The 21,891-nt window shown below is 64.7% G+C and carries 21 protein-coding genes and 2 pseudogenes; 14 read left to right on the top strand and 9 right to left on the bottom strand.

Annotated elements, in window-relative coordinates; all coding sequences use genetic code 11:
• Window positions 1-63: 63 nt before the first annotated feature.
• On the top strand, window positions 64-1,221 hold the full coding sequence (locus AB8Z38_RS08780; protein WP_369724296.1) for an ABC transporter substrate-binding protein: 1,158 nt from the start codon (window positions 64-66) through the stop codon (window positions 1,219-1,221).
• A gap of 16 nt (window positions 1,222-1,237) precedes the next feature.
• Window positions 1,238-3,307, top strand: a complete 2,070-nt coding sequence (locus AB8Z38_RS08775; protein ID WP_369726781.1) for a putative bifunctional diguanylate cyclase/phosphodiesterase — start codon at window positions 1,238-1,240, stop codon at window positions 3,305-3,307.
• 6 nt (window positions 3,308-3,313) lie between these two features.
• On the opposite strand, the gene AB8Z38_RS08770 is transcribed toward AB8Z38_RS08775, so the two are convergent.
• A complete protein-coding gene (locus AB8Z38_RS08770) occupies window positions 3,314-4,039 on the bottom strand; it encodes a sulfite exporter TauE/SafE family protein (protein WP_369724294.1) in 726 nt (241 codons plus the stop codon).
• Window positions 4,040-4,315: 276 nt separating this feature from the next.
• Between AB8Z38_RS08770 and AB8Z38_RS08765 the strand changes: the two genes are divergently transcribed.
• Complete coding sequence (locus AB8Z38_RS08765; RefSeq protein WP_369724292.1) at window positions 4,316-4,684, top strand: GFA family protein; 369 nt, start codon at window positions 4,316-4,318, stop codon at window positions 4,682-4,684.
• Window positions 4,685-4,690: 6 nt separating this feature from the next.
• Here the strand turns inward: AB8Z38_RS08765 and AB8Z38_RS08760 are convergent, their stop codons facing one another.
• Window positions 4,691-5,461 (bottom strand): exodeoxyribonuclease III, encoded by a 771-nt coding sequence (locus AB8Z38_RS08760; protein ID WP_369724290.1) that lies wholly within the window; start codon window positions 5,459-5,461, stop codon window positions 4,691-4,693.
• A gap of 43 nt (window positions 5,462-5,504) precedes the next feature.
• Between AB8Z38_RS08760 and AB8Z38_RS08755 the strand changes: the two genes are divergently transcribed.
• The gene (locus AB8Z38_RS08755; protein WP_369724288.1) at window positions 5,505-5,720 is read left to right on the top strand and encodes a cysteine rich repeat-containing protein; all 216 of its coding nucleotides are present in this window, start codon (window positions 5,505-5,507) and stop codon (window positions 5,718-5,720) included.
• A gap of 12 nt (window positions 5,721-5,732) precedes the next feature.
• Here the strand turns inward: AB8Z38_RS08755 and alr are convergent, their stop codons facing one another.
• A complete protein-coding gene (gene alr / locus AB8Z38_RS08750) occupies window positions 5,733-7,004 on the bottom strand; it encodes an alanine racemase (RefSeq protein ID WP_369726780.1) in 1,272 nt (423 codons plus the stop codon).
• A 63-nt stretch (window positions 7,005-7,067) separates the two neighbouring features.
• Window positions 7,068-8,573, bottom strand: coding sequence for a replicative DNA helicase (locus tag AB8Z38_RS08745; protein WP_369724286.1), 1,506 nt, complete (start codon window positions 8,571-8,573; stop codon window positions 7,068-7,070).
• Between the two features lie 542 nt (window positions 8,574-9,115).
• Here AB8Z38_RS08745 and AB8Z38_RS08740 point away from each other — a divergent pair.
• Window positions 9,116-9,322, top strand: coding sequence for a transcriptional regulator (locus AB8Z38_RS08740; RefSeq protein WP_369724284.1), 207 nt, complete (start codon window positions 9,116-9,118; stop codon window positions 9,320-9,322).
• A 3-nt stretch (window positions 9,323-9,325) separates the two neighbouring features.
• Here AB8Z38_RS08740 and AB8Z38_RS08735 read toward each other — a convergent pair whose 3' ends face one another.
• Window positions 9,326-10,576 (bottom strand): class I SAM-dependent methyltransferase, encoded by a 1,251-nt coding sequence (locus AB8Z38_RS08735; protein ID WP_369724282.1) that lies wholly within the window; start codon window positions 10,574-10,576, stop codon window positions 9,326-9,328.
• Between the two features lie 278 nt (window positions 10,577-10,854).
• Between AB8Z38_RS08735 and AB8Z38_RS08730 the strand changes: the two genes are divergently transcribed.
• On the top strand, window positions 10,855-11,880 hold the full coding sequence (locus AB8Z38_RS08730; protein WP_369724280.1) for a hypothetical protein: 1,026 nt from the start codon (window positions 10,855-10,857) through the stop codon (window positions 11,878-11,880).
• Window positions 11,881-11,912: 32 nt separating this feature from the next.
• Window positions 11,913-12,017 (top strand): annotated as a pseudogene (locus AB8Z38_RS08725) (PaaI family thioesterase); the annotation flags it as partial.
• 47 nt (window positions 12,018-12,064) lie between these two features.
• Here AB8Z38_RS08725 and rplI read toward each other — a convergent pair.
• The 4 genes from rplI to rpsF form a co-directional block, all read right to left on the bottom strand.
• Window positions 12,065-12,667 (bottom strand): 50S ribosomal protein L9, encoded by a 603-nt coding sequence (gene rplI / locus AB8Z38_RS08720; protein WP_369724278.1) that lies wholly within the window; start codon window positions 12,665-12,667, stop codon window positions 12,065-12,067.
• Between the two features lie 48 nt (window positions 12,668-12,715).
• Complete coding sequence (locus AB8Z38_RS08715) at window positions 12,716-13,684, bottom strand: DUF2232 domain-containing protein (protein WP_369724276.1); 969 nt, start codon at window positions 13,682-13,684, stop codon at window positions 12,716-12,718.
• 130 nt (window positions 13,685-13,814) lie between these two features.
• Complete coding sequence (gene rpsR / locus AB8Z38_RS08710) at window positions 13,815-14,054, bottom strand: 30S ribosomal protein S18 (RefSeq protein ID WP_007592020.1); 240 nt, start codon at window positions 14,052-14,054, stop codon at window positions 13,815-13,817.
• 5 nt (window positions 14,055-14,059) lie between these two features.
• Window positions 14,060-14,560 (bottom strand): 30S ribosomal protein S6, encoded by a 501-nt coding sequence (gene rpsF / locus AB8Z38_RS08705; protein ID WP_369724273.1) that lies wholly within the window; start codon window positions 14,558-14,560, stop codon window positions 14,060-14,062.
• Between the two features lie 330 nt (window positions 14,561-14,890).
• Between rpsF and AB8Z38_RS08700 the strand changes: the two genes are divergently transcribed.
• The 7 genes and pseudogenes from AB8Z38_RS08700 to mltG all read left to right on the top strand — a co-directional run bounded on the left by AB8Z38_RS08700 (window position 14,891) and on the right by mltG (window position 21,872).
• Complete coding sequence (locus AB8Z38_RS08700) at window positions 14,891-15,604, top strand: TetR/AcrR family transcriptional regulator C-terminal domain-containing protein (RefSeq protein WP_369724270.1); 714 nt, start codon at window positions 14,891-14,893, stop codon at window positions 15,602-15,604.
• The gene (locus AB8Z38_RS08695) at window positions 15,601-16,626 is read left to right on the top strand and encodes a fatty acid desaturase family protein (protein WP_369724268.1); all 1,026 of its coding nucleotides are present in this window, start codon (window positions 15,601-15,603) and stop codon (window positions 16,624-16,626) included. Before AB8Z38_RS08700 ends, AB8Z38_RS08695 begins: the two co-directional genes overlap by 4 nt.
• Before the next feature lie 171 nt (window positions 16,627-16,797).
• Window positions 16,798-17,758: pseudogene (gene fabD, locus AB8Z38_RS08690) on the top strand (ACP S-malonyltransferase).
• A gap of 69 nt (window positions 17,759-17,827) precedes the next feature.
• Window positions 17,828-18,565: a 3-oxoacyl-[acyl-carrier-protein] reductase gene (gene fabG / locus AB8Z38_RS08685; RefSeq protein WP_369724266.1), complete on the top strand. Its 738-nt coding sequence runs from the start codon at window positions 17,828-17,830 to the stop codon at window positions 18,563-18,565.
• Between the two features lie 311 nt (window positions 18,566-18,876).
• A complete protein-coding gene (locus AB8Z38_RS08680; protein WP_008130699.1) occupies window positions 18,877-19,116 on the top strand; it encodes an acyl carrier protein in 240 nt (79 codons plus the stop codon).
• A 108-nt stretch (window positions 19,117-19,224) separates the two neighbouring features.
• On the top strand, window positions 19,225-20,490 hold the full coding sequence (fabF, locus tag AB8Z38_RS08675) for a beta-ketoacyl-ACP synthase II (RefSeq protein WP_369724263.1): 1,266 nt from the start codon (window positions 19,225-19,227) through the stop codon (window positions 20,488-20,490).
• Window positions 20,491-20,609: 119 nt separating this feature from the next.
• Entirely contained in the window at window positions 20,610-21,872 is a 1,263-nt protein-coding gene (mltG, locus tag AB8Z38_RS08670) for an endolytic transglycosylase MltG (RefSeq protein WP_369724261.1), read from the top strand.
• Window positions 21,873-21,891: the final 19 nt, after the last annotated feature.

Raw genomic sequence — 21,891 nt, 5'->3', positions numbered from 1 at the left:
ACTTTGCGAAATGTTAGCGGACCCGGGTCCAGTTTCGGAACCGACAAAGGGATCGCGAAAAGAATGACGGTAGTTTTGCGGATATTGCTCGCCATGGGAATGGCCTGCGGCCTGCTCACGCCGACCGGCGGCGCCCTCGCGGCTGATGCAAAACCCCTCAACGTCGTCTTCGTCAATCCAGGCAAGACCGGCGAGGTCTACTGGGACATGGTCGCGCAGACCATGCAGGCCGCCGGCCGCAAGCTCAGCGTGCATGTCGAGGTGCTCACCAGCGAGCGCAATTACCGCACCATGCAGGAGCTCGGGCTCGGCGTGGTCGCACGCAGCGACAAGCCCGACGTCCTCATCCTGTCGAACGAGGAATCGGCTGCCGTCCCGATCCTCGAGGCGGCCGAGGCTGCCGGCGTCAAGACGCTGCTGCTATCGAACACCCTGCTAGGCGAGGATGCGGCTCGCCTCGGACCGCCGCGTCTAAAGTTGAAGACCTGGCTCGGCGATATCACGACCGATCTGCAGACCGCGGGCGCACGAATGGCCAATGCGCTGATCGGCGCCGCGCGCTCCGAAAAATGGCAGAGCCCGGACGGCAAGATCCACATTCTCGGCATTGGCGGCGACGAGATCACGCCGGCCTCGATCGCCCGCAATGCCGGTCTTCAGCTCGCGGTGGCGGCCGCCCCTGACGTAGTGGTGGACCGGATGCTGTTTGCAAACTGGACACAATCCGAAGCGGAGCAGGTGACGGCGAATTATCTGGGCTGGGCCTCGCGCAAGGGGATTCGTCCTGCAGGAATATGGGCCGGAAACGATCCTATGGCGCTGGGAGCGCTCAAGGCCGTCGCGGCCGCAGGCCTCGCGCCGGGTCAGGACATTCAGGTTGTCGGCCTCAACTGGTCGGAAGATGCGCTGCGCGAGATCAGGGCAGGCCGTCTGCTTTTGACCGACGGAGGCCACTTCCTGCTCGGCGGCTGGTCCATCGTTCTTTTGCGCGACTATGTCGACGGCTGCGATTTCGCAGCCAGTTCGTCCCACGTCGAGCTCAAGACGTCCGCAATCACGCGCGACAATCTTGGTTCGGTCGCCGACCTCATCGAGAGGCGTGCCTTCGACCGGATCGACTTCGCTCGCTTCAGGGCGAAGGCCGGAGCATGCGGCCGCTATGATTTCTCGGTTGATGCGCTCGTTTCTTCGCTGTCGGTCCCGGATGGCGCCAGTGATTGACGCGGATGGTGACGGTATGACCGAGCCGGATCGCAATCGGCAGGCGGCGCGTTCGCGCCCGGTCGTCCACGCGATGATCTGCGCGACCGTCCCGGTGTTGCTGCTGGTGCAGTTGCTGGCCTCGGCGGGTGTGGAAGTCTCCAGCTTCTGGTCGCAGATCAGGCAGCTCGACGCCCACATTGTCCGCGTCGCCGACAGCGGCGCCGAACTGATCGCCGAGCCGCTCTGGAAACTGCGTTACGACCAGGTCACCAGCGTGCTCAACGAGATCATGCATGACGAGACGATCGTCGCGGCGGTGGTCTATGACGACACCGGCGTTGCGATTGCCCGCATGGCGGCAGCACCGGCGGGGCAGGCTGTCGCGGAGGTCTCGCGTCCGATCAATTACAGCAACGGCAATATGGCGGTTCAGGCCGGCCGCATCGCGATCGCCTACTCCCACGCCACGCTTTACGCGGGCACGGGAGGCCGGCTCGTGCTGCTCCTGGCCGTGGGCCTGCTCGGAACGCTTGCGACCGTGGTCGCGATGCGGATCTCGGCCAACATCTTCATCGGCAGGCCGCTGGCGGTCATGATGTCGGCGATCCAGCGCAGCAAGCAGGACGGCCGCGCCTATCCTGCGGACATCAGATCGTCGAACGAATTCGGTCAGCTCGCGCGCGCCTTCAACGCCATGCAGCACACGACATCAGAGGCGCTCGACCGGCTCGGGCACATGGCCTCGCATGATCCGCTCACCGGACTGCCCAATCGACGCTCCCTGACCGAGCGCCTCGCCCTCGAGAACCGGGACGCCGGTTCGTCCGACGCCCTGGTCGCGTTCTGCTTCATCGATCTCGACGACTTCAAGGGCATCAACGACACTTTCGGGCATGATGCCGGCGACAAGTTCCTGGTCTGCATTTCCGAACGGCTTCGCGGCGCAGTCGAACCAGGGGATTGGGTCGCAAGGCTCGGGGGCGATGAATTCGTGGTCATTCGACCTGAGGTCAGCGACGAGGCCGCCGCACAGGCCTTTGCAAAGCGATTGCTGGATGCCATCTCCGAGCCGATCCGGCTGCACGACAAGCAGATCGCCCCGCGCGCCAGCATCGGCGTAGCCGTGCGCCACGTCGACGATCCCGAGCTTTCACATTTGCCGGCGCTCGCCGACATTGCGCTCTACCATGTCAAGAGCAGAGCGCCCGGCACGGTCGCCGTGCTGGATGAAGCGCTGCAGCGCGACTACCGCCGCCGCAGGGATCTCGAGCTTGCCATTCCCACCGGCTTTTCCGAGCGGCAGTTCGAGGTCTGGTATCAGAGCCAGGTCGATCTCGACACCCAGGATGTCGTCGGCCTGGAGGCGCTGATCCGCTGGCGTCATCCCGAGCATGGCGTGATCGGTCCCGGCGAATTCCTGCCGCTTGTCGAGCGCAGCGGCCACAACGCGCGGCTGACGCGCTACGTGCTGAGCGACGCCTGCAACGCGCTGCAACTGTTAGCCGCCGCGGGCAAGGCAGACATCCGGATCGCGATCAATCTGCCGCCGTCCGAGCTTGCGGACCATTCGCTCGCCGCCGCGCTGCGCGAGACCTGCGTGCATTTCGGTGTCCTGGCCTCGTCGCTCGAACTCGAGATCACCGAGGGGTCGCTGATCAACAACATCGCCACCGCGTCCGAGACGCTGCACCGGCTGCGGCGCCTCGGTGCCACCATCGCGCTCGACGATTTCGGCACCGGCTACAGCTCGCTCGCCCATCTTCGCCGCTTTCCGATCGACAAGGTCAAGATCGACAAGGCCTTCATTCGCGAGATACCGCAAAGCGCCGAGGACAACGCGATCGTTGGGGTGATCGCATCGCTCGCGGACACGCTTGGGCTCACCTTGATCGCCGAAGGTATCGAACGGGCTGAGCAGGCGCGGGCTATGCGCGAGATGGGCGTCAAGTTCGGCCAGGGCTTTCTCTATCACAGGCCGCAGCCGATTGATGCCGTGCTGCAATGGCTTGCGGGGCAGGCGATGTCCGGGAAGACCGAGACAATCACCGAAACGGTGCGCCTCGTCTCCGACAGCCCCTCGATCGTGCCTGAATTCGCCGTCTGAGCGCGGCTATGGCTGCGTCGCGTTCCAGAGCATCGAGAGCCCGGCTGCGATCATGATCGCGTCCATCACCAGACGGAACATCTCCGGCTTGAGGTGCAGGACGAAGCCTTTGGCGATGAAGGCGCCGGCCATCAGCGACGAGCCGGCGACCAGGCCCTTGATGAAGACATCCTGCGTCAGCGCGCCGAAGCGCTCGAACGTCACGGATTTGGCGACGTAGAGGCCGAGCGAGGAGGCGGCCTCGGTCGCGAGAAAGGCGCCCTTGCTCAGGCCGTAGAACAGGAATAGCGGAACGCTGAGCGGACCGGTCGAGACCACGATCCCGGTGAGATAGCCGATCACCGCCCCGCCGATGGCGAGGTGCCAGAGATTGGCCTTGAGGTCATGCCGGGCGAGCCAGTGCCGGACCGGCACCATCGCGATCAGAAAGATGCCGATGGCGAGATCGACCGCGTGCGAGGGCAGCGCCAGCAGCGTGCGCGCGCCGAGGACCGCGGCTGGAATACCCGTGATCGAATAGGCCGCGCAGGCCCGCCAGTCGACCTCGCGCCACCACGCCAGAATCCGGGAAAAATTCGCCATGACGGAGGCGACCGCCATGATCGGCACGGCCTCCTTCGGCCCATAGGCGTAGACCAGCACCGGCATCAGCATGATCGACGAGCCCGTGCCGACGATGCCTGAGATGGTGCCGGCGACGAGGCCGACGGCGAGGACGAACAGGAAGGCCAAGGGAGCAGGGAGTGAGCAGGGGCCAATTCTTCGATGATCGTATCGTGCCGGTGTTTTGCCCGACGAGTCAAATTCGGATACGCCAACCTGCGCAAGCCATTGATCCGACTACACTCGTCTACTGTGCATGGGGTTGTTTTTCACATTTCTTGTTGGCCTGCCCGGCTGGCCTGTGCCCGTGATCGATTGAGAGCGCAGGACGGAGCACTGCTGACAGCATGTTGGCAGCAGAGGCTCGCTATGACCACCTCCTGACAAAACTGGAGAGAGTGGGTCATGCCGGTCGAAGGAAGCTGTCATTGCGGTGAAACGGTATTCGAGGTGACCGAGGCGCCCTCCAGCGTGACGCGTTGTACCTGTTCGCTCTGCGCCAAGCGCGGCGCGCTATGGGCCTACTACACGCCGGCGCAGTTTCGGCTGCTGTCGCCGCCGGAGAACGTCGCGACGTATCAATGGGGCACCCGCACGGTCAAACATCATTACTGCGCGAAATGCGGCTGCGGCACCTATTCGGAGTCGCCGGATTGGTCGACAGGCAAGCCCGATTTCGACAATCCCAAGATCGGCGTCAATGCGCGGCTGTTCGACGATTTCGATCTGGATGCGGTGCCGGTGAATGTGATCGACGGCAAGAATTTGTGGTGAGCGTCGTCACCGCAGCACCACCCACGCCGGCGCGTGATCGCTTGCGCCATCCTCGCCGCGGATTTGTTTGTCCACGCCGGCTTTGGCGAGGCGCGGGACGAGGGCGGGGCTGAGCAGGAGGTGATCGAGCCGCAGGCCCGCATCGCGGGGCCAGCGGTTTCGCTTGTAGTCCCAGAAGGTGTAGATGCGCTGCCCCGGATGCAGCTCGCGGATCGCGTCACACCAGCCTTGCGCGACCAGCGAGGCAAACGCGGCGCGGCTCTTCGGCTGGATCAAGGCGTCCTTGTCCCATGAGCGCGTCGGATAGATGTCGATCGCCGTCGGCGCCACGTTGTAATCGCCGGCGAGCACCACGGGCAGATCCTGCTTGACGAGCGTTTTGGCATGGCGCTTCAGCCGTGCAAACCAGTCGAGCTTGTAGTCGAATTTCGGCCCCGGCTGCGGATTGCCATTCGGCAGATAGATGCTGGTGACGATGACACCGCGCACCGCGGCCTCGAGATAGCGCGCCTCGTGATCATCGGGCCTTCCCGGCAACCGGTCGCGGGTCAGCAGGGGCTCGGCGTTGCGGGCGAGGATGGCGACGCCGTTCCAGGTCTTCTGCCCGCGCCAGACGGCGCCATAGCCGGCCTTTTCGAGCGCGGCCGCCGGAAATTCGCCATCACTTGCCTTCAACTCCTGAAGCGCAACGACATCGGGCTTTGCCGCGCGCAGCCATGCCAGCAGATTGGGCAGGCGGCGGTTGATGTTGTTGATGTTGAATGTCGCAATCTTCATGTAGAGCTGATTCGGTTCTGACGTTTCGACCACCGGAGATAAAATGTCCAAGTTGAGCTTTGCCGCTATCCTCGTCGTCGCGTTCTCCGGGGTTGCGTCGGCACAATCGTCCGATCCGCGCGGTGCGTGCAAGGCGGACTATGACAAATTCTGCGCCGGCATCGCGCCGGGCGGCGGCATCGTCGCCTGCCTGAACGGCAAGCGCGATCAGCTCAGCGCGAGCTGCAAGACGGCGCTGGACAACAGGAAGAAGAAGTAGGTACCCGACAGCTCAGTTCGGCAGCCGCGGCGGGCCCGTCGGTTGCTCGACCGCCGGCGGGGAGGGCGGCTGCTCTGCGGCTTGGACCGGCCGCGCCAGCGGTTCGACCGCGTTGCCGCCCTTGTAGATGCGGGCATAGCGGCGGCCGAGGCTGGTCAGCACCTCATAGCCGATGGTGCCGAAATGATGCGCGAGCTCGTCGACGGTGATGCCGTCGCCGAGCAGTGTCACCAGATGGCCGCGTCGCGCCGCGTTGGGCGGCAGATCGGTGATGTCGATCGCGATCAGGTCCATGGATATGCGGCCCGCGACCGGGCAACGCTTTCCGGCGACGATCACCTCGGCACCGCGGGTGCCGTCATTGGAGCTGGCGGCGCGGAAGTAGCCGTCGGCATAGCCGACCGCGATGATGGCAAGCTTGGTCGGCCGCCGCGCGGTCCAGGTGCCGCCATAGCCGACGCTCTCGCCGCGCTCGACATTGCGGACCTGCACGATGCGCGCCTTGAGGTCGACCACCGGCTGCATCGGATTGTCGGATTCCGGCGTCGGGTTGACGCCGTAGAGCGCGGCGCCCGGCCGCACCAGGTCGAACTGGAACGGCGCGCCCAGGAAGATGCCGGACGAATTGGCCAGCGACGCCGGCACACCGGAAAATTCACTGGCGATGCCACGGAAGGCGGCGAGCTGTCTGGCGTTCACGGGACTGTTGAGCTGCTCGGCCGAGACCAGATGGCTCATCACCAGCGTAATGCCGTGATCGCCGGCATTGATGCGGGGGATGATGGCCTGCGCTTCCGCAAGCGTCAGTCCGAGCCGGTTCATGCCGGTGTCGATGTGGATCGCTGCGCCGCCGGACCAGCCGGTGCGGCGGCAGAACACGTCCCATTCGGCGAGTTCATTGAGATCGCCGATCACGGGACGGCAGTTGATTTTGGCGTAGTGCTCGCCGGTGTTCTGGAAATAGCCGCCGAGCACGTAGATCGTAGCCTCCGGCACCGACGCGCGCGCCGTGCGCGCTTCCTCGATGGTGGCGACGAAGAAGGTCTTGCAGCCGGCCTTGTTCAGCGCATGGGCGACTTGCCCGGCGCCGCAGCCATAGGCATCGGCCTTGATCACCGCCGAACATTCGGCCGGCACGGCGGTCTTCTCGAGCTTGCGCCAGTTGGCGATGATGGCGTCGAGATCGACTGTGAGCACCCCGCCATAGGCGGCGAGCGCGGCAGCCTGATTGGCTTCCGCGGAGAGAAGGCCGGATTGCGGGATCAGTTTCGGGTCGGACGCCATTGTCATGGCGCCGTTTTACGCAAGAGACCGGCGCGGTTCAACCCACGGAACTCGGCAGAAACCCTAGTAGTCGCTGCCGCGGTCCGGCAAATGGCTGCCCTCGGCGAGGTCGCCGAAACGGGTGACCATGGAATCGAACTGCAGGGCAACAGTGCCGGTTGGGCCATGACGCTGTTTGCCGATGATGACTTCGGCCTTACCCAGCGCGCGATCCATCTCCTGCTGCCACTTGTGATGCTCTTCCGTGCCGGGGTTCGGCTGCTTCATGGCCAGGTAGTACTCTTCGCGGTAAACGAACAGCACGACATCGGCGTCCTGCTCGATCGAACCGGATTCGCGCAGGTCCGAGAGCTGCGGCCGCTTGTCCTCGCGGGATTCGACCTGACGCGAGAGCTGTGACAGCGCGATGATGGGAACGCTGAGCTCCTTCGCCAGCGCCTTCAGGCTGGTCGTGATCTCCGTGATTTCCTGCACCCGGTTTTCGCTCCGCTTGCCCGAGCCGGACAGCAGCTGGATGTAGTCGATGACGATGAGATCGAGGCCCTTCTGCCGCTTCAGCCGGCGCGCCCGCGCCATCAGCTGCGCGATCGAGAGGCCGCCGGTCTCGTCGACATAGAAGGGAAGCGATTGCAGCTCGATCGAGACCTGGCGGATCTTCTCGAAATCGGCCTCCGAGATGCCGCCACGGCGGATATTGGAGGAGGGAATGCCGGTGCGCTCGGCCACGATACGCGTGGCAAGCTGGTCGGCCGACATTTCGCAGGAGAAGAAGCCGATGACGCCGCCATTGGCGGCCTTGGTTGTGCCGTCCGCCTGGACTTCGGGCACGTAGGCCTGGGCGACGTTGTAGGCGATGTTGGTCGCAAGCGAGGTCTTGCCCATGCCGGGACGTCCCGCCACGATGATGAGGTCCGACTGCTGCAAGCCGCCCATCTTGGTGTCGAGGTCGCGCAGACCGGTGGAAATGCCGGACAGCTTTCCGTCGCGCTGGAACGCTTTTGCCGCGAGATCGACCGCGAGCGTCAGCGCCTGCGAGAATTTCTGGAAGCCGCCGTCATAGCGGCCGGACTCGGCGAGCTCGTAGAGCCGGCGCTCGGCGTCCTCGATCTGCGCTCGCGGCGCGAAATCGACCGGGGCGTCATACGCCACATTGACCATGTCCTCGCCGATGCCGATCAGATCACGCCGCAACGCCAGATCGTAGATGGTGCGGCCGTAATCCTGGGCGTTGATGATGGTGGTCGCTTCCGCCGCCAGCCGCGCCAGATATTGGCCGATGGTCATGCCGCCGACGTCAGTATCGGCAGGCAGAAACGTCTTCAGCGTGACGGGCGTGGCGATCTTGCCCATCCGGATCAGGCTGCTGGCGGTCTCGAAGATGGTCTGGTGCAGCGGCTCGAAATAATGCTTCGGCTCCAGGAAGTCGGAGACGCGATAGAAGGCGTCGTTGTTGACCAGGATCGCGCCGAGAAGGCTCTGTTCGGCCTCGATATTATGCGGCGCACTCCGATACGCGGGAGTTCCGGCGTCGGGCGCAAGTTTGAGAACGTTCGAATCAGTCAGGGCCATGGTCGGAATTGCTTAGCAATTTTCTTGGGCGGATGCGGGGCCGGGATAAAGCGCCGCCGCAGCCCGAAGCGGAAGCGAAAGCTCGTCGCTATCAACCGATCATTAAAGCGGTGGATGATTGGCGGTCGCGGCACGCGCCGCGCTTGACGGATTTTTGCGGAACTCGCCGGGTCCGGAAGCGGTCACGACTGCACCACGGAAATAGCCGGACATCATGAACCTAATGGATTGAGGTGCAGACGTATCAAAGAGCGCGCGATTTGGCGCGCTGGCCGCTTTCGGCGCGGGTTCAGACCAGCAGGAGGTAGACCAGCGCAACCAGGGCCGCACCGACGCCGGTGGCGATCAGGGCGTAATCGGTGCGGAGGTCGTCCTGCACGTCGAATGAGGTTTGGGTCTTCTTGCTCATAGCGACGATCTAGGCCAGGGCCGACCAGACTTATGTGAAGCAGATCACATCTCCCCGGATTCTTTCGGGGGTATGACCGGAACAGGCAGGCGGGCCGGGGATTATCTCCGACGCCCCCGAAGACGAGGCAGCGATGCGGCCAGAACGGCAGTCCCAGATTTGGCGAAGCGAGGCAGGCAGCCGGCTTTGGCTGTGCGGGCTGATCGCCGCCATGGAGCAGGCCTCGCAGCCGGAGCTGCGGCGTCAGCCGGTCGCGCCCGAAATCCTCGCGGAATTGCGCGTGCAGCTGGCGTTAGCCGCCACTTTCCCGCTGCCGCCGATTTCGACTGCTCGCCATTAGAACCTATTCACCTGCAAGCTTCAGTCTCGGTTCGGCGCCGCCCTCGAGGGTGCGCAGCCGGGCTTCTTCATGCGCGATATAGTCGCGGGTCATCGGAACCACGCCCTGGCGCCTGGTGAGCTGAACCTGGAAGTTCATCATGTGCTGCTTGCGGAACGTCATCTCGCTGGCCGCGAGATAGAACTCCCACATCAGGGCGAAACGCTCGTCGTAGAGTTGCACCGCTTCCTCGCGCCGCGCCATGAAGCGCTCCCGCCATGCCTTCAATGTCTCGGCGTAGTGCAAGCGCAGGATCTCGATGTCGCAGACCAGCAGCCCGGCGCGCTCGATCGAGGGCAGCACCTCCGAGAGCGCCGGGATGTAGCCGCCGGGAAAGATGTATTTGGCGATCCAGGGATTGGTCAGATCCGGGCCTTGCGAGCGGCCGATCGAGTGCAGCAGCATGACGCCGTCCTCGCTCAGGAGCTCGGCGCAGCGTTTGAAATAGGTGTCGTAGAACTTGACCCCGACATGCTCGAACATGCCGACAGAGACGATACGGTCGAACGGCCCGTCGATGTCACGGTAGTCCTGGAGCAGGAATCGCGCCGACCGCGCCAAACCCTTCTCGGCGGCGCGCGCGTTCGCGACCTGCAACTGTTCCGTCGAGAGCGTGACGCCGGTGACGTCGCAACCTGCGATCTCGGCCAGATAAAGGCCGAGCCCGCCCCAGCCCGATCCGATGTCGAGCACGCGCTCGCCGCCTCTGAGGCGCAGCTTCGCTGTGACGTGCCGCTTCTTGGCGAGTTGCGCGTCGTCGAGCGTGGCCTCGGGGGTCTCGAAATAGGCGCAGCTATATTGCTTGTCGGCGTCGAGAAAGAGCGAATAGAGCCTGCCGTCGAGATCATAGTGATGCGCGACATTGCGGCGGGCGCGCGTCCGCGGATTGAATTGCTTCAGGTGCCGCGTGAGATAGCGCAGGTGCCACCACGGTTTTGCCCATTGCGGCAACAGGTCAGGCTGGTCGAGCAGGATTGCGAGGGCGTCGGCTATGGTGCCGCGCTCGACGACGAACTCGCCATCCATGTAAGCCTCGCCAAGCCCGAGTTCGGGATTGATGAGGATTCTCCGTTCCGCGTCGGCAGTGACGAAACGGACTTCGACCGGCTCGCCGGAGCCGTCGCCGGCGCAGAATTTCGTGCCGGCCGCCGTGGTCACCGTCATCGACCCGCGGCGGATGAATTGAGACAGGGATCTACGCAACAAGCCGTCCATCCGCACCTACCTCTCGAGCGCACCCGAAAAGAAGCGACTAACCCAGCTTTCACTTCCTACGCCCAGGAGCCGGCAGGGTTCCTATGCGTTTGCATGGAGATTTAAACAGCCTATTCGTGGCCTGCTATTGCGTTGTGTTCAAAGCCGATATTCCAAAATTGCAGGGTCAAATCCTTGCGCGATGAGCCTGCTTCCATTCGCGTCATAATCCGCTAAAAGGTGGCCGCCGCGCGCCGGAGGCGGGCTGCACCTCTCGGAATTCTATGGAGATGATGGGAATGTCGAGCCGCGCGCTCAGCCTCGCAACGGTGCTGTTTTTGATCGGCTTCGGCAGCGATGCCGTTCTGGCGCAGGTGACGAACCTTGAGGCCGGCAAGGCCCCGTCCCAAATATTCGCGCAGACCTGCAATGCCTGTCACAAGAGCCCGAGAGGGCTGTTGAAAACGGTCGCGCCGGGCTCGCTGCCAGGCTTCCTGCGTCAGCACTACACGACCAGCCCCGACATGGCCGGCGTGCTGGCCTCCTATCTCGTCTCCAATGGTGCCACCGACGCCCGCTACCAGTCCAAGGACGGTGGCAAGGATGGCAAGGAGAAGAAGGATGGCGCCAAGGAGAAGGACGCCAACACCAACCCGGCGCAATCCCCCGAACGTCAGGGCCGCCGCCAGCGCTCGCAAGAGGCCGCCAAGCCGGAGGGAGAGGGCGCAACCCCGGCGCCTGAGGGGCGTCAGAAGCGCGCGGCGCGGCCGAGCGAAGAGGGTGCCAAGGAAGGTGCTAAGGAAAGTGCCAAGCCCGAGGGCCAGGCCAACGAAGAACAGCCCGAGGGCCGCAAGGCCAAGCGGCTCAGCAAGCGCGCCAAGCCTGAGATCGAGGACGCCGGCGACAAGAAGGCTGAACCCAAATCCGAGCCGAAGAGCGACAGCGGCAAGATCGATTCTGGTCGCGACGAATCCAAGCCTGACAGCAGCAAGGCACCCGAGAAGCCAGCCGAGGCCAAGCCGGAAAGCGCCAAGGTCGAGCCGAGCGGCACCGAGGCGCCGGCGCTGCGTCCCGATCCGGTGCCGGCTGTCACACCGGCACCCCCGGCGGCTGCCGCGAAGCCTGCTGAGCCGTCCATGGCCAAGCCCGCTGAGGTCGCCGCTCCCAAGCCTGCTGAGGTGGCCGCGCCCAAGCCGGCTGAGCCGGCTGCCAGCGGCAGCTCCGAGCCTGCGGCCAAGTCGGAGGAGCCGTCGCCGCCCGCGACCGCAGCCGCCCCGGCGCCGGCCGAACAGTCCGGTCCGCCGGCCCCGCCGATCTCACGCTAAGCATTTTTTGGATTGATCCACGGGGTCGCGGCCTCGCGGCGGACGTGTTCTGCGTCAGCGAGGGCATCGAGAAGCATACGGCGACGGCGCTGGCTTCGATCGCGATGCTGAGCGAGGCCGCCGCCAAAATAAAAGCCCGGCTGCCTGAGGCAGCCGGGCTTCGTTGCCTGCGTGAACGCGAGGCTTACTTCTCGGTCTCTTCCGCAGCCGGCGCCGGCTCGGCGTCCTGCTGGGCTTCCGGATCGAAGAACTCGCCGGCGGCCGCAATGGCTTCGGCGGCCGCATCGCGGTCCTCGTTGCGGGTCGAGATGTCCTCGCCGCGGTTGATGCGCTCGGCCTCGTCTTGGCTGCGCGCGACCGTCACGGTCACGTCGACCTCGACCTCGGGGTGGATCGCGACGGTGATGGTGTGCTTGCCGATGGTCTTGATCGGCGCGTCGAGCTGGACCTGCGGGCGCTCGAGCGCAACGCCGTCGGCTTCGAAGGCCGTGACCACGTCACGCACCGTCACCGAGCCGAACAGCTGGCCGGCTTCCGAGGCCTGGCGGATCACGATGATGTTCTTGCCCTGAACCTTCTCGGCGATCTTGGACGCCTCGCCCTTGCTCTGGAGATTGCGAGCCTCGAGCTCGGCCTTCATGCCGTCGTACTTGGCGCGGTTGTCGGCCGTGGCGCGCAGCGCCTTGCCGCGCTTGAGCAGGAAATTGCGGGCATAGCCGTCGCGAACCTTCACGACTTCGCCCATGTGGCCGAGCTTGTTGACGCGTTCCAGCAAAATGACTTCCATATTCGTTCTCCTTTGAAGTGCTCTGAGTTGCAGGTTTCGGGTTTGGACTTAAGAGGTCGGCAGCGGCGGCGGCAGCCGGTTGCGCAGAAAGCGTTCGCGGAAGCCGAACACGGCGTCCGCAAGGCCGAGGATCACCATTGCGATCACCGGCCAGCCGAACACGACGACAACGGCATAGGTGGAGCCGAGCCAGAACGCGCGGCTCTTCAGCGCGAGCGTCAGCGTATGCAGCACGGCGAAGCCGGTCAGCGCGTAGGCCATCATCAGCGCCGCCGTCGTGATCTGCGCGAACATCGCGAGCAGCCCGCCGGTAAAGCAGAACGCGAGCGCGATGCAGAGCACGGCGAGCGTCATCGGCGGCAGTTCGGCCGTCATCAAATCCGGCCAGGGACGTCGCAACCGGCCCGACGTCGCGGTCACCCTGGCGCCGAGCCAGAGGTTGAGGGTGAGGGTCATCATGGCGACGATGGTGGCGGCGGCCGGCGCGATCGTCACGAGCGCGTCGACGAACTGGTCGACCTCGCCCGAGACCTGCGGGTCGGCGGCGCGCAGGATGCGCATCAGGCCGCGTCGCAGCGCGCCGGTGATGGTCTCGGCGTCGGTGCCGAGCGTGAGCAGGGCGGCGATCGTGGTCAGGGTGGCAAAGCCCGCGATCCACAGCAGCAGGCGGCCGACCGGATACCATTCGATCTCGGGTTCGGCCGGCGCCTCGGCAACGGGAGAGGCGGTGACCTGTCGACCGAGCAGGACGAGATGACCGAGCCACCAGGCCGGCAGCGCGACGGTGACGGCGAAGGCGAGGCAGTAGGGCAGGCCGAACAGGGCGCCGAGGCCGAGCGCGGCGCCGATTCCGCCGAGTGTCGCGCAAAGCGGCCCCCAGCCGATCGAGGCCACCATCAGAGGCAGCGGTGCGAGATAGAACAGGACGAGCGAGATCAGCGCGCCCGATACGATCGAGGCGAACATCAGGGCCGACGCGGCGCCGGCGATCAGGGCTATCAGTCCGAAGGTCATCATCAGCTGTCCCGCTCCCTTCGAGCGGTTAGAGGCATCTCGCCCCAACCATCGGCGACCGGACGAGCCGGAAGCCTTATGAGTTCAAAAAGTGACGATCGGCGGCGCGGCGCCGCCGATCGTATTAGCCGTCTTAGCGAATGACGTAGGGCAGCAGGCCCAGGAACCGCGCGCGCTTGATGGCGCGGGCGAGCTCACGCTGCTTCTTCGCGGACACCGCGGTGATGCGGCTCGGCACGATCTTGCCGCGCTCGGAGACGTAGCGCATCAGCAGCTTGGAGTCCTTGTAGTCGATCTTCGGAGCATTCGCGCCCGTGAACGGGCAGCTCTTGCGGCGACGGAAAAACGGACGGCGTGCACCAGCTTCAGCCATTGATCTTACTCCGCATCCGTCGTGGTGGTTTCAGCTTCGTCGCGCGGACGGCGCGGACCGCGATCGCCGCGGAAGCCACCGTCACGATCGCCACCGCGGAAGCCGCCCTCGCGGTCGCCACGGAAGCCGCCTTCACGCTCGCCGCGGAAGCCGCCGCCGCGATCATCACGTTCGCGATCGCGATCGGCCTTGCGCATCATCGCGGACGGACCTTCCTCGAGCTCCTCGACGCGAACGCTGAGATAGCGGATCACGTCTTCGCTGATGCGCTCCTGGCGCTCGATCTCGGCGATCGCCGCGGACGGCGCGTCGATGTTAAGCAGCACGAAATGCGCCTTGCGGTTCTTGCTCATGCGGTAGGTGAGGGAGCGTACGCCCCAATTCTCGGTCTTGGTGACCTTGCCGCCGAGACCCTCGACGATGCCGGTCATCTGCGCAGTCAGCTCTTCGACCTGCTGCGTGCTCGCGTCTTGGCGCGCGAGAAAAACATGCTCATAGAGAGCCATGGAAGTCCTTTCCTCATGTTGGCGCATCGCCCGGCGTCAAGCCCTTAAGAGGCCTTCGGAAAGGACTCTGGGATTAAGCTCAGAAGGCGGAAACACGGGACGACGGGCCGACTGGCCCTGCCACATCAAAATCACAAGTGATTTGCTGCGACCGTCCGTTCAGCTCCCGGCCGGGGTCTGCGGATGCGCGCCTTATACGGATTTTGGTCGGCTTGGCAAGGTCGCAGGGCCCGAATTTCGGCCGGGGCGCTCCCCGAAGGCGCCTCAAGCGGCGTAGTCCCTTGCTTTATTTGTTTGTATAACATACAAATATAGCAAGAGAGAGGATCAATGGTGGAAAAGGCGATCCAGGAGCTGTTTGAGGCGATGGCCGGCGACCCCAAGCATGTTGCGCGTGCCACACGCTCGGCCGGCCGCAAGATGCGTTCCGTGCTGCTGGACGCGGCAAGCCCGCTGTTCCGAGAGCGGGGGCTGTCGGGCGCATCGATCACCGATATCGCGGCCGCCGCGAACGCGTTCCCGAGCCAGATCACCTATTACTTCCGCACCAAGGAGGCGCTGTTCGTCGAATGCGCCTGCCGCGAGCTGCTGTATCTGGCGCGTGCGACCGAGCAGGCGGCGCTGAAGGCGCGCTCGCCGCGGGAGTACACGCACGCGTTGGCCGAGACCGTCACGGCAAGCGATACGATCGCCTTCTTCGCCGAAGCGCTGACGTTGACCCGGCGCCGCCAGGATCTCGCGCCATTGGTCGAGCGCACCATCGAGCGCCTGCACAGCGAAGGCGCGCGCGCCTATGCAAGCCAGGTCGCGCAGCACGGCTGGCGCTCGCTGCGTGCGCCCGACGAAAGCTCGCGGCGGTTCTGGGCGGTCGCCATCGGCGTCATCCTCGAAGGCTACGCCATGGGCCGCTCACCGGATGAGCTCTGTGCCGAGATGCTGCGCGTGCTCGGCGAGCAGGCGAAATCCACCGGCGACGCCGCGCGCCTGCGCCTTGTCGGGGATCACGACGCTTCAACCGGTTCGGACGGGGAGAATGAGCCATGACCGCGCTTCGCATGCGTGCCCGCGATTTTCTGACCGAGGACCAACTCGTCGACGTGCGCCGGCGCGTGACATGGAAGGGGGTGGCCTTGATTGCGCACGCCTGGGCTTTGATCATCGGCGCGATAGCGCTGGTCGCGTGGTGGCCCAATCCACTCACTTATATTCTGGCGGTTGCGATCATCGGCTCGCGCCAGCTTGGGCTTGCGATCCTCATGCATGACGGCGCGCACGGTTGCCTCTCTGCCGACGAGACCACCAATCTGACGCTGAGCCAGTGGTTCTGCGCCTATCCCATCTTTGCCGAGACGCGCGCCTATCGGCGCTATCATTTGCAACATCACGCGCGCACGCAGCAGGAGGACGATCCTGATCTGGTGCTGTCGGCGCCGTTTCCGATCACCAAGCTGAGTTACCGCCGCAAGTTCTTGCGCGATATCACCGGGCAGACCGGCTATCAGCAGCGCAAGGCGCAACTGCTCAACGCGCTCGGGCCCAAGGACTGGCCGCGGCGGCGGCGTCTGACGCATTTCCTGGAGAAGCTTGGACCGCAATGCGCCGTCAATGCCGTGATGTTCGCCGTGCTGGCGGCGGCCGGCATATGGTGGGCGTATCCGCTGTTATGGCTGCTGCCGCTGGTGACCTGGATGATGGTCATCACCCGCATCCGCAACATCGCCGAGCACGCGGTGGTCCCCGATAGCAGCGATCCTCTGCGCAACACCCGCACCACGCACGCCAATCTTCTCGAGCGCCTGTTCATCGCGCCGTATTACGTCAACTACCACCTAGAGCATCATCTCTTGTTCTACGTGCCCTGCTACAATCTGCCGAAGGTCCATCGCCTGCTCAGCGAAAGCCGGCATGCCGGGGCGATGGAATTGCAGCCGAACTATGCTGCGGTGCTGCGGCTCGCCACCGCAAAGCCGAACAGCGACGACCGGCCGGGGCAATTGGCAAGCAGCGCCCGCCGCGCGCGGGCCGGCGCCGAGATCGGCGCGGATCAGAACGCCGGCGGGTTTTGATCAGTCGGCGTCGCGTCGAATGCCGGTTCCGGTTCCCATCTTGGCTTGACATTGCGGCCCCGGACAGTGTCTACGGCCCCCTTTGAAGCATGATCCGGAACCATCGCCCAGGCCGTGCGTAGGCGACCGCCGGTTCTCGTAGGGATCACGCGCGACAGGCAGGGAGCGCCGATGACGGCAGCATTCACGTTTCCGGGGCAGGGTTCCCAGGCGGTCGGCATGGGCAAGGCCCTGGCCGACGCCTTCCCAGTAGCGCGCGCTGTGTTCGACGAGGTCGATGCCGCGCTTGGGGAGAAGCTGACAGCGATCATTTGGGATGGCCCGGCCGAAACCCTTCAGCTCACCGAGAACGCCCAGCCGGCGCTGATGGCGGTTTCTATCGCCACCCTGCGCGTGCTGGAATCTGAGGCGGGTTTTTCTGTGGGGCGGGATGCTGCCTTCGTTGCCGGCCACTCGCTTGGCGAATATTCGGCGCTTGCCGCAGCCGGGAGCCTGACGATTTCTGATACCGCGCGCCTGCTTCGCACCCGCGGTCTCGCAATGCAAAAAGCGGTGCCGGTCGGCGCAGGTGCCATGGCCGCGCTGCTCGGCCTCGACTATGAGGCCGCGATGGCGGTCGCCCACGAGGCGGCCCAGGGGCAGGTTCTGCCAGGCCGCCAATGACAATGGCGGGGGGCAGGTGGTCGTCTCCGGCGACAAGGCGGCGGTCGATCGTGCCATCGAGATCGCCAAGGGCAAGGGCGCCAAGCGTGCCATGCTGCTGCCGGTGTCGGCGCCCTTCCATTGCAAGCTGATGCAGCCGGCTGCGGATGCGATGGCCGAGGCGCTGTCCAAAGTCACCATCAAGGCGCCGGCCGCGCCGCTGGTGTCAAACGTGGTGGCAAGCGCCATCACCGATCCCGACGAGATCCGCCGCCGCCTGGTCGAGCAGGTCACTGGCACCGTGCGCTGGCGCGAGTCGGTGGCCTATATGGCAGGGCAGGGCGTCACCCGCTTCTTCGAGATCGGTGCGGGCAAGGTGCTGACCGGTCTGGTCAAGCGCATCGCCGACGGCGCCATCGGAGTTGCAATCGGCGGGCCGAACGACATGGCCGCCGCCAAGGATGCATTGGCCGCTGCGAAGCAGGCTTGAAAGTTTGCGCACGATCTTTCCGGAAAACCGCTGCACACTTTTCCGGATCGTGCTTTGGAGGAGCTATCAATGTTCGATCTGACTGGCAGGAAGGCGCTCGTCACGGGTGCGACCGGTGGCATCGGCGGCGCGATTGCGCAGGCCCTGCATGCGCAGGGAGCCACGGTTGCGATTTCGGGAACGCGGAAAGAAGTGCTGGACGGGCTGGCCGGCAAGCTCGGCGAGCGCGCCCTTGTGCTGCCTTGCAATCTCTCCAAGGCCGACGAGGTCGAGGCGCTGGTGCCCGCCGCCGAAAAGGCCATGGGGCAGGTCGACATCCTCATCGCCAATGCCGGCATCACGCGCGACAATCTTTTCGTCCAGCTTCGCGATGAAGATTGGGACGAGGTCATCAACGTCAACCTGACGTCGACCTTCCGGCTTGCGCGCGCCGCCACCAAATTGATGATGCGCAAGCGCTTCGGCCGCATCGTCGCCATCACCTCGGTGGTCGGCGTCACCGGCAATCCCGGGCAGGGCAATTACACGGCGTCCAAAGCCGGCCTGATCGGCATGATCAAGACGGTGGGCGCCGAATATGCCAAGCGCGGCGTGACTGCGAACTGCATCGCGCCCGGCTTCATCAAGACGCCGATGACGGATGCGCTCAATGACAAGCAGCGCGAAACGATTCTGACCAAGGTTCCGGCGGCTCGTCTGGGGACGCCCGAGGACATCGCGGCCGCCGCCGTCTACCTCAGTTCGAATGAAGCTGCCTACGTCACCGGGCAAACGATCCACGTCAATGGCGGCATGGCCATGATCTGACGCTTCGTTCCGCACCGCCCACATGGGCGGCGCGGGAAGCGGCAAACGGCCGTTTCCGGAGCGAATTGAGGCTTGTAGTCAAGGCAGTTGAAGTATGGTAACCGGACCGTTCAACGGATGGGCAAAGAACGCCATTGCAGGTTTTTGAAACCCTGTATATTGGCGATGCGGAGCCTTGGCCGTCGTTCGCCGGGCCCGCATCGGTTAGGATGGGGCCAAATCAAAGTTCGTAAGCGAAGGCAGTCAACGACCACGACGGCTCGTATCGTCCCGGGGGGTCGGGTCTACAGGGAACAACACGAGGTTATGCAATGAGTGACATTGGCGAACGGGTTAAGAAGATCGTGGTCGAACACCTTGGTGTTGAACCCGAGAAGGTTGTCGACGCAGCGAGCTTCATCGATGACCTCGGCGCCGACAGTCTGGACACCGTCGAACTGGTGATGGCGTTCGAAGAAGAATTCGGGTGCGAGATTCCGGACGATGCCGCGGAGACGATTCTCACCGTCGGCGATGCCACCAAGTTTCTCGAGAAGAACGCGAAGAGCTAAGGCTCTTCATTTTCGCGGGGACAACATTGAAACCGGACGGGCCGCTTCCAAGCGGTCAGCCGGTTTCTTGTTATTGGCCGTGAATATTTCGATGCGGAGTTTTCGGATATGAGGCGGGTTGTCGTCACGGGTCTTGGCATGGTGTCGCCGCTCGGCTGCGGCGTCGAGCCGACCTGGAAACGCATCCTCAACGGCGAAAGCGGTGCGCGCAAGATCGAGAGCTTCGACGTCTCCGATCTTCAGACCAAGATCGCTTGCACCGTGGTGCGCGGCGACGGTTCGAACGACAGCTTCAATCCGGATATCTGGATGGAGCCGAAGGACCAGCGCAAGGTCGACGACTTCATCATCTTCGGCATGGCGGCTGCGGGCCAGGCGCTCGACGATGCCAACTGGCATCCCGAGTCCGAAGAGGACAAATGCGCGACCGGTACCATGATCGGTTCCGGCATCGGCGGCCTCAACGGCATTGCTGAGACCGCGGTCCTGTTGAAGGAACGCGGGCCGCGCCGGGTGTCGCCCTTCTTCATTCCGGGTCGCCTGATCAATCTCGCCTCCGGCTATGTCTCGATCAAGCATGGGCTGAAGGGACCGAATCATTCGGTTGTCACGGCCTGCTCGACCGGCGCACATGCGGTCGGGGATGCCGCGCGCCTGATTGCGCTCGGCGACGCCGACGTCATGGTCGCCGGCGGCGCTGAATCGCCGATCGGCCGCATCGGTATCGCCGGCTTCAACGCCGCCCGTGCGCTGTCGACCGCGTTCAACGAGACGCCCGAGAAGGCCTCACGTCCCTACGACAAGGGCCGCGACGGCTTCGTGATGGGCGAGGGCGCCGGCGTCCTCGTCCTGGAAGAGCTCGATCACGCCAGGCGCCGTGGCGCCAGGATCTACGCCGAGGTGATCGGCTACGGCCTCTCCGGCGATGCCTATCACATCACCTCGCCGTCGCCCGACGGCGACGGCGGCTTCCGCAGCATGGCGGCGGCGTTGAAGCGCGCCGGCCTGACGCCGTCCGATCTCGACTACATCAACGCGCACGGCACCTCGACACCGCTCGGCGATGAAATCGAGCTCGGCGCGGTCGAGCGACTCCTCGGCAATGCCGCCTCGAAGGTCGCGATGTCCTCGACCAAATCCTCGACCGGCCATCTGCTCGGCGCGGCCGGCGCGATCGAGGCGATCTTCGCGCTTCTGGCGATTCGCGATAATGTCGTGCCGCCGACCATCAATCTGGACGATCCGTCGGTCGATACTGCGATCGATCTCGTGCCGCATCTGGCGAAGAAGCGCGAGGTCAATGTCGCATTGTCGAATTCTTTTGGTTTTGGCGGTACCAATGCGTCGGTGATCTTCCGCCGCTTGGCCAGTTAGCTTGCGTTTGAAGCGAATCCACCGTTTTGCCGTATTCGGCGATAGTCATACATGTGGGCGCGTGGCAGGACAAGCGATTGTCAGGCCGCAATTGAACCGGCAGGATTCAGGTTGCTTCGATGAGTGAAAGGCCGCCCATTTCGCCCCGGAGCCCGCGGGCAGCGCTCGAGCCCGAGCAGGTGCCGCCGCCGCCGAAGCGATCGGAGCGGGCGCGCAACCCCTTCGTGATCGTCGGCAACGCCATCATTACCCTGCTGCTGATCGCGATGATCGGTGCGGGCGGCGTTTATTATTACGGGCGGCAGGTGCTGGAGGCGCCCGGGCCACTGCAGGAAGACAAGATCGTCAACATCCCGCAGCGCGCAGGCAAGCGCGACATCGCCGAGACCCTGAACCGGGAAGGCGTCACCGACGTCAATCCTTGGGTGTTCATTGCAAGCGTCGCTGCGCTGAAGGCGAGCTCGGACCTCAAGCCCGGTGAATACTCGTTCCAGAAGAACGCGTCGTTGCGCGACGTCATCGCCACGATCGTCGAGGGCAAGGTGGTGCAGCATGCCGTCACGATACCGGAAGGCCTGACCTCCGAGCAGATCGTGGCGCGGCTGTCCGACAACGACATCTTCACGGGCAGCGTCCACGAGGTGCCGCGCGAAGGCACGCTGTTGCCGGAGACCTACAAGTTCCCGCGCGGGACCCCGCGCGACCAGGTGATCCAGCGCATGCAGCAGGCGCACAAGCGCGTGCTGGCCGAGATCTGGGAACGCCGCAATCAGGACATTCCGGTCAAGACTCCCGAGCAATTGGTGACGCTGGCCTCGATCGTCGAGAAGGAGACCGGCAAGCCGGACGAACGCAGCCGCGTTGCGGCGGTGTTCGTCAATCGCTTGAAGCAGAAAATCAAGCTGCAGTCCGATCCCACGATCATCTACGGCATCGTCGGCGGCAAGGGCACGCTGGGCCGGCCGATCAAGCGCAGCGAGATCACGCAGCCCTCGCCCTACAACACCTATGTGATCGAGGGCCTGCCGCCGGGCCCCATCGCCAATCCCGGCCGCGCCTCGCTCGAGGCCGCCGCCAATCCGGCCCGCACCCGCGACCTCTTTTTCGTTGCCGACGGCAGCGGCGGGCATGCCTTCACCGAGACCTACGACGCGCACCAGAAAAACGTCGCCAAGCTGCGTGCCATGGAAAAGCAGATCCAGAACGACACGGTCGAGCCGGCCGACGAGGCACAGGCGCCAGCGGCCTCCGCGCCCGCAGCCGCCGATACCGCGCCAACCGCGACCACGCCGAAGCCGACCCAGCAGAAGAAGCCGCCAGCCCGCACGGCGCCGGCGCGGCAGGGCGCAGCCCAGCCCATGCCGCCGGTGATCCAGCGCTAACGCAGGCCTGCCTGCGGGA

Source organism: Bradyrhizobium sp. LLZ17 (assembly GCF_041200145.1).
GTDB lineage: Bacteria > Pseudomonadota > Alphaproteobacteria > Rhizobiales > Xanthobacteraceae > Bradyrhizobium.
The sequence above is the reverse complement of the archived record's forward strand: the minus strand, read 5'-3'. Positions and strand labels throughout refer to the sequence as shown.